This is a genomic window from Streptomyces sp. NPDC047982 (genome assembly GCF_043204165.1).
Classification (GTDB): domain Bacteria; phylum Actinomycetota; class Actinomycetes; order Streptomycetales; family Streptomycetaceae; genus Streptomyces.
Genome location: NZ_JBIDBS010000006.1, coordinates 262,823 through 275,872 on the forward strand (window position 1 = coordinate 262,823; position 13,050 = coordinate 275,872).

Below are 13,050 nucleotides of genomic sequence, written 5' to 3' on the forward strand. Positions count from 1 at the left end.
CCAAAAGCCCACGTAGCCCCGCTACGAGGGCTTCCGTCCGCCTTGCGATCGCACGCACCGGACGACGCTCCTTCCGGGTAAACCTTGCCGGTCACGGCACTAGCTCCGCGCCCCTTGTGCCGGACCCGGGCCCGAACGCCGCCGGGCCGCTGGTCGCACGGCGCGCGGCCCGGCGCGGCTGGTGCCCGGAGGGTGGAGTCCGGCGGGCGTGACTACGATGGGCCAGCCGGTGGCCGACGGGGCCGTCCGGCCCACAGACCCTCGGGAAGGCCATGCTGAACAAGTACGCGCGTGCCTTTTTCACGCGTGTCCTCACACCGTTCGCCGCACTGCTGCTCCGTCTCGGCGTGAGCCCCGACGCGGTCACCCTGATCGGTACGGCAGGGGTGGTGGCGGGTGCGCTGGTCTTCTTCCCGATGGGGGAGTTCTTCTGGGGCACGGTCGTCATCACGGTCTTCGTCTTCTCCGACCTCGTCGACGGCAACATGGCCCGGCAGGCCGGCATCTCCAGCCGCTGGGGAGCGTTCCTCGACTCGACCCTCGACCGGGTCGCCGATGGCGCGATCTTCGGCGGATTCGCGCTCTGGTACGCGGGCAGGGGCGACGACGACGTGCTGTGCGCGGTCGCGATCTTCTGTCTGGCGAGCGGCCAGGTGGTGTCGTACACGAAGGCGCGCGGTGAGTCGATCGGGCTGCCGGTAGCCGTCAACGGGCTCGTGGAGCGCGCCGAGCGGCTGGTGGTCTCGCTGGTCGCCGCCGGGGTCGCGGGCCTGCACGCCTTCGGTGTCCCCGGTGTCCAGGTCCTGCTGCCGATCGCCCTGTGGATCGTCGCCGCGGGCAGCCTGGTGACGCTCGTGCAGCGGGTCGTGACCGTGCGCCGCGAGTCCGCCGAGGCGGATGCGGCCGATGCCGCCGCCGAGCGGGGGAGCGGGGCGGCGCGGTGAGCGGCGCGACGGGTGACGCCCGCACCGGCCTGCGGGACCGGATGACCGACGGCCTGTACGGGCTCGGCTGGGCTGTGGTCAAGAAGCTTCCCGAACCGGTCGCCCGCGGCCTCTTCCGTACCCTCGCCGATCAGGTCTGGAAGCGGCGGGGCAAAGCCGTGCTGCGGCTGGAGGACAATCTGGCACGGGTCGTGCCCGGGGCGTCGCCGGCCCGGCTCGCCGAGCTCTCCAGGGCCGGGATGCGTTCGTACATGCGCTATTGGATGGAGTCGTTCCGGCTGCCCACCTGGAGCCCGGCACGGATCAAGGCGTCCATAGAGGTCGCCGACGCGCACCGGCTGACCGAGGGTCTCGACGCCGGCCGCGGCGTCGTCCTCGCCCTGCCGCACCTGGCGAACTGGGACCTGGCGGGCGCCTGGGTCACCACCGGCCTGGAGGTCCCCTTCACCACGGTCGCCGAGCGGCTGAAGCCCGAGACGCTGTACGACAGGTTCGTGGCCTACCGCGAGGGGCTCGGCATGGAGGTGCTCCCGCACAGCGGCGGTGCCGCCTTCGGGACCCTGGCACGGCGGCTGCGCGCGGGCGGCCTGGTCTGCCTGGTCGCCGACCGCGATCTGTCCTCCTCCGGCGTCGAGGTGTCGTTCTTCGGCGAGACCGCGCGCATGCCCGCCGGACCCGCGCTGCTCGCCCAGCAGACCGGCGCGCTGCTGCTGCCGGTGACGCTCGGCTACGACGACACGCCCGTGATGAAGGTGCGTGTCCACCCGCCGGTACTGGTGCCCGAGTCGGGCAGCCGTACGGAGAAGACGTCCTCGATGACCCAGGCGCTGGCCGATGCCTTCGCCGTGGGGATCGCCGAGCACCCGGAGGACTGGCACATGCTGCAACGGCTCTGGCTCGCGGATCTGGAGCCCCGGGAGGGGACGCGGGACCGGGCGAACGCCAAGCACCGGGGGAACGGGGAGGCCCGTCCGTGAAGATCGGCATTGTGTGCCCGTACTCCTGGGACGTGCCCGGCGGGGTGCAGTTCCACATCCGGGACCTGGCCGAGCACCTGATCCGGCTCGGACATCAGGTCTCGGTGCTGGCCCCCGCCGACGACGAGACGCCGCTGCCGCCGTACGTGGTCTCGGCGGGCCGGGCCGTGCCCGTCCCGTACAACGGCTCCGTGGCCCGGCTGAACTTCGGCTTCCTCTCCGCCGCGCGGGTGCGCCGCTGGCTCCACGACGGCATCTTCGACGTCATCCACATCCACGAGCCGACCTCGCCGTCGCTGGGGCTGCTCGCCTGCTGGGCCGCGCAGGGGCCGATCGTCGCCACGTTCCACACCTCCAACCCGCGCTCGCGGGCCATGATCGCCGCGTATCCGATCCTGCAGCCCGCGCTGGAGAAGATCAGCGCGCGCATCGCGGTGAGCGAGTACGCCCGCCGGACCCTCGTCGAGCACCTCGGCGGCGACGCGGTCGTCATCCCGAACGGCGTCGACGTCGGCTTCTTCGCCTCGGCCGAACCCAGGCCCGAGTGGCAGGGAGGCACGATCGGGTTCATCGGACGCATCGACGAGCCCCGCAAGGGCCTGCCCGTCCTGATGCGGGCGCTGCCCGCGATTCTCGCCGCACGCCCGGACACCAGACTGCTGGTGGCGGGCCGGGGCGACGAGGAGGAAGCCGTCGCGCCGCTGCCGCCGGAGATGCGCGGGCGCGTCGAATTCCTCGGCATGGTGAGCGACGAGGACAAGGCACGGTTGCTGCGCAGCGTCGATGTGTACGTCGCCCCCAACACGGGCGGCGAGAGCTTCGGGATCATCCTGGTCGAGGCGATGTCGGCGGGCGCACCGGTCCTCGCCAGCGATCTGGACGCGTTCGCGCAGGTCCTGGACCAGGGCGCGGCGGGAGAACTCTTCGCCAACGAGAGCGCCGACGCCCTGGCGTCGGCCGCGATCCGGCTTCTCGGCGACCCGGAGCGGCGCGCGCAGCTGTGTGAGCGGGGCAGCGCGCACGTGCGGCGCTTCGACTGGTCGACGGTCGGTGCCGACATCCTCGCGGTGTACGAGACGGTGACGGACGGCGCGGCGTCGGTGGCGACGGACGAGCGCACGGGGCTGCGCGCGCGCTTCGGACTGACGCGGGACTGATCACGGGCGCCGGCTGCGGCCCGGGCCCGGGTCCGGCGTGCACGCACCGACGGTAGCCTTGCCGCCCGTGATCGAAACCCTCATCTGGATCGTCGTCGCGCTCGTCGCGATCGGCATGTACCTCAGCTGGACCGCGGGACGGTTGGACCGGCTGCACACCCGCATCGACGCCGCCCGCGCCGCCCTGGACGCGCAGTTGCTGCGCCGTGCCTCGGTGACCCAGGAACTGGCGACGTCGGGTGTGCTCGATCCGGCCGCGTCCATCGTGCTGTACGAGGCCGCGCACGCCGCCCGCCAGGCGGAGGAGGAGCACCGCGAGGTCGCGGAGAGCGAGCTGAGCGCCGCGCTGCGGGCGGTGTTCGGCGAGACGGCGCAGGTGGAGGCCGTGAAGGAGATCCCCGGAGGCCAGGAGGCGGCCTTTGAACTCGCCGCGGCCGTGCGCCGGGTGCCGATGGCCCGGCGCTTCCACAACGACGCGGTGCGCGCGGCGCGCGCCCTGCGCCGCCACCGCACGGTGCGGTGGTTCCGGCTGGCCGGGCACGCCCCGTTCCCGCTCGCCTTCGAGATGGACGACGAACCGCCGGTCGCCCTGGCGGACCGCCCCGCCGGCTGACCCGGCAGGGCGACCCCGTACGTGACCGGACTCACAAGCCGCCCGTACGCGGCCAAAACGATCCACCGGCCTCGCATTGGCCCTTGAGGTGGACCGCTCCCGGAGAGTTTGCTCATCCGTGCATCCATCAGCGCTTTTCAGCGACTTTTCTCCGAGCGAGGTCGATCCGTGTCCACCCTCCCCACCACCCCGCAGTCCGCCGACTCCCCGGCCACCGGTACCGCCCGCGTCAAGCGCGGCATGGCCGAGCAGCTCAAGGGCGGCGTGATCATGGACGTCGTCGATGCAGAGCAGGCGAAGATCGCCGAGGACGCGGGCGCCGTGGCAGTCATGGCCCTGGAACGGGTGCCGGCCGACATCCGCAAGGACGGCGGAGTGGCCCGCATGTCCGACCCGAACATGATCGAGGAGATCATGGAGGCCGTCTCCATCCCGGTGATGGCCAAGTCCCGCATCGGACACTTCGTCGAGGCCCAGGTCCTCCAGTCCCTCGGCGTCGACTACATCGACGAGTCCGAGGTCCTCACCCCGGCCGACGAGGTCAACCACAGCGACAAGTTCGCGTTCACCACCCCGTTCGTGTGCGGCGCCACCAACCTCGGCGAGGCCCTGCGCCGCATCGCCGAGGGCGCGGCCATGATCCGTTCGAAGGGCGAGGCCGGCACCGGGAACGTCGTCGAGGCCGTCCGTCACCTGCGCCAGATCAAGAACGAGATCGCCCGCCTGCGCGGCTACGACAACAACGAGCTGTACGCCGCCGCCAAGGAGCTGCGCGCCCCGTACGAGCTGGTCAAGGAGGTCGCGGAACTCGGCAAGCTGCCTGTCGTGCTGTTCTCCGCGGGCGGCGTCGCCACCCCCGCCGACGCGGCGCTGATGCGCCAGCTCGGCGCCGAGGGCGTCTTCGTGGGCTCCGGCATCTTCAAGTCCGGCGACCCGGCCAAGCGCGCCGCCGCCATCGTGAAGGCCACCACCTTCTACGACGACCCGAAGGTCATCGCGGACGCCTCCCGGAACCTGGGCGAGGCCATGGTCGGCATCAACTGCGACACCCTGCCCGAGGCCGAGCGCTACGCCAACCGCGGCTGGTAAGCACCGATGAGCGACACCCCTGTGATCGGCGTCCTGGCCCTCCAGGGCGACGTACGGGAGCACCTGATCGCCCTGGCCTCGGCGGACGCCCAGGCCAGGCCGGTCCGGCGCCCCGAAGAACTCGCCGAGGTCGACGGCCTGGTCGTGCCCGGTGGCGAGTCCACCACGATGTCCAAGCTGGCGTCCCTGTTCGGCATGCTGGAACCGCTGCGCGAGCGCGTACGGGACGGGATGCCGGTCTACGGCACCTGCGCCGGAATGATCCTCCTCGCCGACAAGATCCTCGACCCGCGCTCCGGACAGGAGACGGTGGGCGGGATCGACATGATCGTGCGCCGCAACGCCTTCGGGCGCCAGAACGAGTCGTTCGAGGCGGCGGTGGAGGTCACCGGGATCGAGGGCGGCCCGGTGGAGGGCGTCTTCATCCGCGCCCCCTGGGTGGAGTCGGTCGGTGCCCGGGCCGAGGTGGTTGCCGAGCACGGCGGCCACATCGTCGGCGTACGCCAGGGAAACCTGCTGGCGACGTCGTTCCACCCGGAATTGACCGGGGACCACCGTGTTCATGCCCTGTTCGTCGACATGGTGCGCACAGTCGGCTGATTCGATTCCCGGTAGGATCTCCCGGGTTCGGATCGATTTTTGGTGACGCGAAGGAGAAGGCAGATGTCCGGCCACTCTAAATGGGCTACGACGAAGCACAAGAAGGCCGTGATCGATGCCAAGCGCGGCAAGCTCTTCGCGAAGCTGATCAAGAACATCGAGGTCGCGGCCCGCACCGGTGGTGTGGACCCCGATGGAAACCCGACGCTTGTGGACGCGATCCAGAAGGCGAAGAAGAGCTCCGTACCGAACAAGAACATCGATTCCGCGGTCAAGCGCGGCGGTGGTCTCGAGGCGGGCGGCGTCGATTACCAGACGATCATGTACGAGGGTTACGGCCCCAACGGTGTCGCGATGCTCATCGAGTGCCTCACCGACAACCGCAACCGTGCAGCCTCCGACGTGCGCGTCGCGATGACCCGCAACGGCGGTTCTATGGCCGACCCCGGTTCGGTCTCCTACCTCTTCAACCGCAAGGGCGTCGTCATCGTCCCCAAGGGGGAGCTGACCGAGGACCAGGTCCTCGATGCCGTCCTCGAAGCGGGCGCCGAGGAGGTCAACGACCTCGGTGAGACCTACGAGGTCGTCAGTGAGGCCACCGACCTGGTCGCGGTCCGCACCGCCCTCCAGGAGGCCCGTATCGACTACGACTCCGCCGAGGCCAGCTTCCTGCCCACCATGCAGGTCGAGCTGGACGAGGAAGGCGCGCGCAAGATCTTCAAGCTGATCGACGCGCTGGAGGACAGCGACGACGTCCAGAACGTCTTCGCCAACTTCGAGGTCTCGGACGAGGTCATGGAGAAGGTCGACGCCTGAGCCGGGCTCGGCGCACCACGGCACAGCCTTCACGCACGGGCCGACGGGGGACACGCCCCGTCGGCCCGTCGCGTTGCCCGACGCGTTGTCAGTGCGAGCCGATAGCCTGCGGGAACAGTTGACCGATCGCTACGGAGGGGGATGACCCATGCGGGTACTCGGCGTCGACCCGGGGCTGACCCGGTGCGGTGTCGGTGTCGTCGAAGGCGTGGCCGGCCGGACCCTGACGATGCTCGGTGTCGGCGTCGTCCGCACCCCGGCCGACGCGGAGCTCGGCCGGCGCCTGGTCGCCATCGAACGCGGCATCGAGGAGTGGCTGGACGAGCACCGGCCCGAATACGTCGCCGTGGAGCGGGTGTTCAGCCAGCACAACGTCCGTACGGTGATGGGCACCGCCCAGGCCAGCGCGGTCGCCATGCTCTGCGCGTCCCGCCGCGGCATACCCGTCGCGCTGCACACCCCGAGCGAGGTCAAGGCGGCCGTCACCGGCAGCGGCCGCGCCGACAAGGCGCAGGTCGGTGCCATGGTCACCCGGCTCCTGAGACTCGACGCCCCGCCGAAACCGGCCGACGCGGCAGACGCCCTCGCGCTCGCCATCTGCCACATCTGGCGCGCCCCCGCGGTCAACCGCCTCCAGCAGGCGCACGCGGCGGCCGCCGACGCGTTCCGTGCCTCGCGCGTCCCCCGTACCCCCGCGGTCCGTCCGCCCGCGCCCCCCGTCCGGAAGGTCCCCCGATGATCGCCTTCGTCAGCGGCCCCGTCGCCGCGCTCGCCCCGACCACGGCCGTGATCGAGGTCGGCGGCGTCGGCATGGCCGTCCAGTGCACCCCGAACACCCTCGCCGGCCTCCGGATCGGCGAGGAGGCCAGGCTCGCCACCTCCCTCGTCGTCCGGGAGGACTCGCTCACCCTCTACGGCTTCGCCGACGACGACGAGCGGCAGGTCTTCGAGCTGCTCCAGACCGCCAGTGGGGTCGGCCCCCGCCTGGCCCAGGCGATGCTCGCCACGCACAGCCCCGACGCCCTGCGGACCGCCGTCGCCACCGGCGACGAGAAGGCGCTCACGGCCGTCTCCGGCATCGGCAAGAAGGGCGCGCAGAAACTCCTCCTCGAACTGAAGGACAGACTCGGCGAACCGGTCGGCGCCCGGATCGGCCGGCAGGGCATCGGCGCGGCGGTCACCCCTTCCTGGCGCGACCAGTTGCACGCCGCGCTGATCGGTCTCGGCTACGCCACGCGGGAGGCCGACGACGCGGTCGCCGCCGTGACACCGCAGGCCGAGGCGGCCATCGCCGAGAACGGCCAGGCCCCCGTACCGCAGCTGCTGCGGGCCGCGCTCCAGACCCTCAACCGCGCGCGCTGACCGGAGCGCGTACCCGGGGAGAACCCGACGCCGTGCCGGGTAGCGCACGGCACCGAAGCACGCGAGGCGGGACAGACTGAATGAACTGGGACGAGACCGGATCCGACGCCGGTGAACGACTCGACGGGCGATTCGACGAGCGCCTCGTCGACGCCGGCGCGGACGGCGAGGACACCGCGGTCGAGGCCGCGCTGCGACCGAAGGACCTCGACGAATTCGTCGGTCAGGAAAAGGTCCGCGAACAACTGGACCTGGTCCTCAAGGCGGCCCGGGCCCGCGGTGCCACCGCCGACCACGTCCTGCTCTCAGGTGCCCCCGGCCTCGGCAAGACCACCCTCTCCATGATCATCGCGGCCGAGATGGGCGCCCCCATCCGGATCACTTCGGGCCCCGCCATCCAGCACGCGGGCGACCTCGCCGCGATCCTCTCCTCGCTCCAGGAGGGCGAGGTCCTCTTCCTCGACGAGATCCACCGCATGTCGCGGCCCGCCGAGGAGATGCTGTACATGGCCATGGAGGACTTCCGGGTCGACGTCATCGTGGGGAAGGGCCCCGGTGCCACCGCCATCCCGCTGGAGCTCCCGCCCTTCACCCTGGTCGGCGCCACCACCAGGGCCGGACTGCTGCCGCCCCCGCTGCGCGACCGCTTCGGCTTCACCGGCCACATGGAGTTCTACGCCCCCACCGAACTGGAACGCGTCATCCGGCGCTCGGCCCGCCTCCTCGACGTCGCGATAGACGAGGACGGCGCCGCCGAGATCGCCGGGCGGTCCCGCGGCACCCCTCGTATCGCCAACCGGCTGCTGCGTCGCGTCCGGGACTACGCCCAGGTCAAGGCCGACGGACGGATCGACCGCCCGGTCGCCTCCGCCGCTCTCGGCGTGTACGAGGTCGACGCCCGCGGTCTCGACCGGCTGGACCGGGCGGTGCTCCGTGCCCTGCTCACGCTGTTCGGCGGCGGCCCTGTGGGACTGTCGACCCTGGCGGTCGCCGTGGGCGAGGAACGCGAAACGGTCGAGGAGGTCGCCGAGCCGTTCCTGGTGCGGGAAGGGCTGCTGGCCAGGACGCCGCGAGGGCGCGTCGCGACCCCCGCGGCCTGGGCCCATCTCGGTCTCGTTCCCCCTCAGCACGGCGGAAAGGGACAACAGGGCCTGTTCGGGGCGTGACGCGTCACAGGTTCACCCGGGCAGGAACCAACGAGCGGCGTCGGGCGTTGTTCCATCGATGCGGACTCGCCTAGACTCCGCCGATGCCGCCCCAAAGGGTCGGTGTGCCCACCCCCCGAAGACCAGGCCGCCCTTCAGCGCGGTCGTGCGAAGGAAAATCGTCCCGTGAATCTCGTGTCTCTCCTCCCTTTCATCGTGCTCATCGGGGCCATGTTCCTGATGACGCGGTCTGCCAAGAAGAAGCAGGCGGCCGCCATCCAGATGCGTGACGAGATGCAGCCCGGCGCCGGTGTCCGGACGATCGGAGGCATGTACGCCACCGTCAAGGAGGTCCACGACGACACGGTTCTCCTGGAGGTCGCGCCCGGCGTCCACGCCATCTACGCCAAGAACGCCATCGGTGCCGTTCTCGACGACGCCGAGTACAACCGCATCGTCCACGGCGACGACGAGAACGCCCTCGGCCTCGACGGCACCGTCGTCCCGGACGACGCCTCCTCGCTGACCGAGGCGGACGCCGCGTCGACCTCCTCGGACGACGCCAGGATCGACCTGGGCAAGAAGGCCGAGGCCGACGACGCCCAGCCGAAGGACGCCGACTTGGGCAAGAAGTCCGAGGGCAAGGCCGACGGCGAGGCCGACGCGAAGTAGCCGTGCGAACCGGGGATGCGGTGAGCCCTCGGGCGTCCGGCGCACCCCGGCCCGTGCGATCTTCTGCGGGAGTGGGTCCCCACTACATTTCGTGGCCGCTCGGGCACGTACCCGGCTCGGTGCGGTTGGACAGGGAGAAACGAGAAGGTGGCAGCACCGAAGAAGAGCCGGGGACCGGCCGGCGGTCAAGGCAGGCCGGGGCGTTCCCTGGCTCTGATCCTGATCGTCATGGTCGCCCTCACCGGAGGGATGTTCCTGGCTGATCAGCCCACGCCAAGACTGGGCATCGACCTGGCGGGTGGCACGTCCATCACGCTGAAGGCGCAGAGCCAGCCCGGCAAGCCGGACGCGATCAACCAGACGAACATGGACACGGCGGTCGGCATCATCGAGCGCCGTGTCAACGGTCTGGGTGTCTCCGAGGCCGAGGTCCAGACCCAGGGCCGGGACACCATCGTCGTCAACATCCCCAAGGGGACGAACTCGCAGCAGGCCCGGGAGCAGGTCGGCACGACCGCCCAGCTCTACTTCCGGCCGGTGCTCGGCATGGCGGCCGGTGGCCCCACTCCCAAGGGCACCGCCAGCCCCGCGCCCTCCGGGTCGCCGAAGCCGAGCGCGTCCGCCGCCACTGGCGAGAAGGCGTCCGGCTCCTCGGCCACCCCCTCGGCCACCACGACCACCCAGGGACGCGCGGTAACCGGCGCCCTGACGAAGGACACGCCCAGCCCCGGGGCCTCCGACGACCCCAAGGAGTCCGGCGCGCCGAACGCCTCTACGACCCCACCGGCCCCCGCCGACCGGGCCGGTGCCGCGCTGGAGAAGAAGTTCGCCGCCCTCGACTGCTCGACGAAGGCCGGCCGCGCATCGGCCGGTGCCGCCGTGAAGCCCACCGATCCCACCGTCGCCTGCGACTCCACGGGCGAGGCCAAGTACATCCTCGGCCCGGCCGAGGTCTCCGGCACGGACGTGGACAAGGCCAAGGGCGCGATCAACCAGCAGACCGGTCAGTGGATCGTCCAGATGGAGTTCACCGACGCCGGCGCCAAGAAGTTCCAGAAGATCACGGGACGGCTCGCCCAGCAGCAGGCCCCGCAGAACCAGTTCGCCATCGTGCTCGACGGCGAGGTCGTCTCGGCCCCCTACGTGCGCGAGGCGCTGAGCGCCAACGCCGAGATCTCCGGCAGCTTCGACCAGCAGTCCGCCGAGGACCTCGCCAACGTGCTCTCCTACGGTGCCCTGCCGCTCAGCTTCGAGGAGCAGACCGTCACCACCGTCACGGCCGCGCTCGGTGGCGAGCAGCTCCAGGCGGGCCTGATCGCCGGTGCCATCGGCCTGGCACTGGTCGTCATCTACCTGGTGACCTACTACCGCGGGCTGGCGTTCATCGCGCTGCTCAGCCTCCTGGCCTCCGGCATCCTGACCTACACGCTCATGTCGCTGCTCGGCCCGGCCATCGGGTTCGCGCTGAACCTCCCGGCGGTCTGCGGCGCCATCGTGGCCATCGGCATCACCGCGGACTCCTTCATCGTGTACTTCGAGAGGATCCGCGACGAGATCCGCGAGGGCCGCACGCTGCGCCCCGCCGTCGAGCGGGCCTGGCCGCGCGCCCGGCGCACCATCCTGGTCTCCGACTTCGTGTCGTTCCTCGCCGCGGCGGTGCTCTTCGTCGTCACGGTCGGCAAGGTCCAGGGCTTCGCGTTCACGCTGGGGCTCACCACCCTGCTCGACGTGGTCGTGGTGTTCCTCTTCACCAAGCCGGTCATGACGTTGCTCGCGCGTACGAAGTTCTTCTCCAGCGGTCACCCGTGGTCCGGCCTGGATCCCAAACGCCTCGGCGCCAAGCCGCCCCTGCGCCGCTCGCGGCGTGTCAACGCCCGTACCGACCACCCGAAGGAGGCGTGACATGTCGCGACTCGGCACTCTCGGCGCCCGTCTCTACCGCGGCGAGGTCGGCTACGACTTCATCGGCAAGCGCAAGATCTGGTACGGCGTCTCGGTCCTGATCACCATCACGGCCATCGTCGGCCTGGCGGTCAGCGGCCTCAACATGGGCATCGAGTTCAAGGGCGGCGCCGTCTTCACGACACCGAAGACGAGTGTGACCGTCTCGGAGGCCGAGGACCTCGCGACCGAGGCGTCGGGTCACCAGGCGATCGTCCAGAAGCTCGGCAACGGTGGCCTGCGGATCCAGATCACCGAGGTCGACACCGCGAAGTCCGACCAGATCAAGGAACTGCTCGCCGAAGAGCTCTCGGTTCCGCAGGAGAAGATCGCCGCCGACCTGGTCGGTCCGAGCTGGGGTGAGCAGATCGCCAACAAGGCGTGGACCGGCCTCGGCGTCTTCATGGTCCTCGTCGTGATCTACCTGGCCATCGCGTTCGAATGGCGCATGGCCATCGCGGCCCTCGTCGCGCTGATCCACGACCTCACCATCACCGTCGGTGTCTACGCCCTGGTCGGCTTCGAGGTCACCCCGGGCACCGTGATCGGTCTGCTCACCATCCTCGGCTACTCGCTGTACGACACGGTCGTCGTCTTCGACAGCCTCAAGGAGAGCACCGTGGACGTCACCAAGCAGACCCGCTGGACCTACGGCGAGATCGCCAACCGCTCGATCAACGGCACCCTGGTCCGCTCGATCAACACCACCGTCGTGGCCCTGCTCCCGGTCGCCGGCCTGCTGTTCATCGGCGGCGGTGTCCTCGGCGCAGGCATGCTGAACGACATCTCGCTGTCGCTGTTCGTCGGCCTCGCCGCAGGTGCGTACTCCTCGATCTTCATCGCCACCCCGCTCGTCGCCGACCTCAAGGGACGCGACCCGCAGATCAAGGCGCTGAAGAAGCGGGTTCTCGCCAAGCGGGCGGCAGCCGCCGCCAGCGACGAGTCCGCCGAGGACGACGAGCCGGGCGACGGCTTCCCGTCGGGCCCCGCGCCCGCCGCCGCGGTCGTCGGCCAGCGCCAGCAGCCCCCCACGGGGCGCGGCCGGACCCAGGGGAAGCGCTGATGACGAGCAGCACCACCGAGAGCGTCCGGGAGCTTCTGCTCAGCCGGATCCGTGACGTCCCCGATCACCCGAAGCCGGGCGTGGTCTTCAAGGACATCACTCCGCTGCTCGCCGACCCGACGGCGTTCGAGGCCCTGACCGACACCCTTGCCGAGCTGTGCCGACGGCACGGCGCCACGAAGATCGTCGGACTCGAGGCGCGCGGCTTCATCCTGGCAGCCCCGGTCGCGGTGCGAGCCGGTCTCGGCTTCGTGCCCGTCCGCAAGGCGGGCAAGCTCCCCGGAGCCACCCTCAGCCAGGGGTACGAGCTGGAGTACGGCACCGCCGAGATCGAGATCCACGCCGAGGACCTGTCCGCCGACGACCGGATCATGGTCATCGACGACATCCTCGCGACCGGCGGCACCGCGGAGGCGTCGCTGGAGCTGATCCGGCGGGCGGGTGCCGGCGTCGCGGGCGTCGCGGTCCTCATGGAGCTCGGCTTCCTCGGCGGACGGGCCCGGGTGGAACGGGGACTGGCGGGCGCGCCGCTGGAGGCCCTCTTCCACGTGTGAGCGCCGCAGCAGACATGAACCGGGTGACCAGGGGCCTTCTGGTCACCCGGTTCTCTTTGCGCGCACCGGGCGAAATCGTGCGCACCGGCGACGCGAACGGGCCCGGCCCGGGCACTT

General features: G+C 70.8%; 14 protein-coding genes. All 14 read left to right on the plus strand.

Annotated features, from left to right (window positions below; genetic code table 11):
* Positions 1-272: 272 nt before the first annotated feature.
* The 14 genes from pgsA to ACGF2V_RS10415 all read left to right on the plus strand — a co-directional run bounded on the left by pgsA (position 273) and on the right by ACGF2V_RS10415 (position 12,933).
* Complete coding sequence (gene pgsA, locus ACGF2V_RS10350) at positions 273-944, plus strand: phosphatidylinositol phosphate synthase (RefSeq protein ID WP_362625924.1); 672 nt, start codon at positions 273-275, stop codon at positions 942-944.
* Positions 941-1,921, plus strand: a complete 981-nt coding sequence (locus tag ACGF2V_RS10355; RefSeq protein ID WP_362704944.1) for a phosphatidylinositol mannoside acyltransferase — start codon at positions 941-943, stop codon at positions 1,919-1,921. The genes pgsA and ACGF2V_RS10355 overlap by 4 nt, the downstream gene beginning before the upstream one ends.
* On the plus strand, positions 1,918-3,078 hold the full coding sequence (locus ACGF2V_RS10360) for a glycosyltransferase family 4 protein (protein WP_362625918.1): 1,161 nt from the start codon (positions 1,918-1,920) through the stop codon (positions 3,076-3,078). Before ACGF2V_RS10355 ends, ACGF2V_RS10360 begins: the two co-directional genes overlap by 4 nt.
* 67 nt (positions 3,079-3,145) lie before the next feature.
* Entirely contained in the window at positions 3,146-3,691 is a 546-nt protein-coding gene (locus ACGF2V_RS10365) for a hypothetical protein (protein WP_362625915.1), read from the plus strand.
* A 168-nt stretch (positions 3,692-3,859) separates the two neighbouring features.
* On the plus strand, positions 3,860-4,780 hold the full coding sequence (gene pdxS / locus ACGF2V_RS10370) for a pyridoxal 5'-phosphate synthase lyase subunit PdxS (protein WP_362625912.1): 921 nt from the start codon (positions 3,860-3,862) through the stop codon (positions 4,778-4,780).
* Positions 4,781-4,786: 6 nt separating this feature from the next.
* Complete coding sequence (pdxT, locus tag ACGF2V_RS10375; RefSeq protein WP_362625909.1) at positions 4,787-5,380, plus strand: pyridoxal 5'-phosphate synthase glutaminase subunit PdxT; 594 nt, start codon at positions 4,787-4,789, stop codon at positions 5,378-5,380.
* A gap of 63 nt (positions 5,381-5,443) precedes the next feature.
* A complete protein-coding gene (locus tag ACGF2V_RS10380) occupies positions 5,444-6,196 on the plus strand; it encodes a YebC/PmpR family DNA-binding transcriptional regulator (protein ID WP_362704940.1) in 753 nt (250 codons plus the stop codon).
* A 148-nt stretch (positions 6,197-6,344) separates the two neighbouring features.
* Complete coding sequence (ruvC, locus tag ACGF2V_RS10385) at positions 6,345-6,935, plus strand: crossover junction endodeoxyribonuclease RuvC (protein ID WP_362704937.1); 591 nt, start codon at positions 6,345-6,347, stop codon at positions 6,933-6,935.
* The gene (gene ruvA, locus ACGF2V_RS10390; protein ID WP_362704934.1) at positions 6,932-7,558 is read left to right on the plus strand and encodes a Holliday junction branch migration protein RuvA; all 627 of its coding nucleotides are present in this window, start codon (positions 6,932-6,934) and stop codon (positions 7,556-7,558) included. Before ruvC ends, ruvA begins: the two co-directional genes overlap by 4 nt.
* A gap of 80 nt (positions 7,559-7,638) precedes the next feature.
* A complete protein-coding gene (ruvB, locus tag ACGF2V_RS10395; RefSeq protein ID WP_362625898.1) occupies positions 7,639-8,724 on the plus strand; it encodes a Holliday junction branch migration DNA helicase RuvB in 1,086 nt (361 codons plus the stop codon).
* A 165-nt stretch (positions 8,725-8,889) separates the two neighbouring features.
* Positions 8,890-9,375, plus strand: coding sequence for a preprotein translocase subunit YajC (yajC, locus tag ACGF2V_RS10400; protein ID WP_362704932.1), 486 nt, complete (start codon positions 8,890-8,892; stop codon positions 9,373-9,375).
* Between the two features lie 147 nt (positions 9,376-9,522).
* Positions 9,523-11,277 carry a protein translocase subunit SecD gene (secD, locus tag ACGF2V_RS10405; RefSeq protein WP_362625893.1) on the plus strand — a complete coding sequence of 585 codons (1,755 nt, stop codon included), beginning with the start codon at positions 9,523-9,525 and terminating at the stop codon, positions 11,275-11,277.
* Position 11,278: 1 nt separating this feature from the next.
* Positions 11,279-12,379: a protein translocase subunit SecF gene (secF, locus tag ACGF2V_RS10410; protein WP_362704930.1), complete on the plus strand. Its 1,101-nt coding sequence runs from the start codon at positions 11,279-11,281 to the stop codon at positions 12,377-12,379.
* Complete coding sequence (locus ACGF2V_RS10415) at positions 12,379-12,933, plus strand: adenine phosphoribosyltransferase (RefSeq protein ID WP_362625887.1); 555 nt, start codon at positions 12,379-12,381, stop codon at positions 12,931-12,933. The genes secF and ACGF2V_RS10415 overlap by 1 nt, the downstream gene beginning before the upstream one ends.
* Positions 12,934-13,050 lie beyond the last annotated feature (117 nt).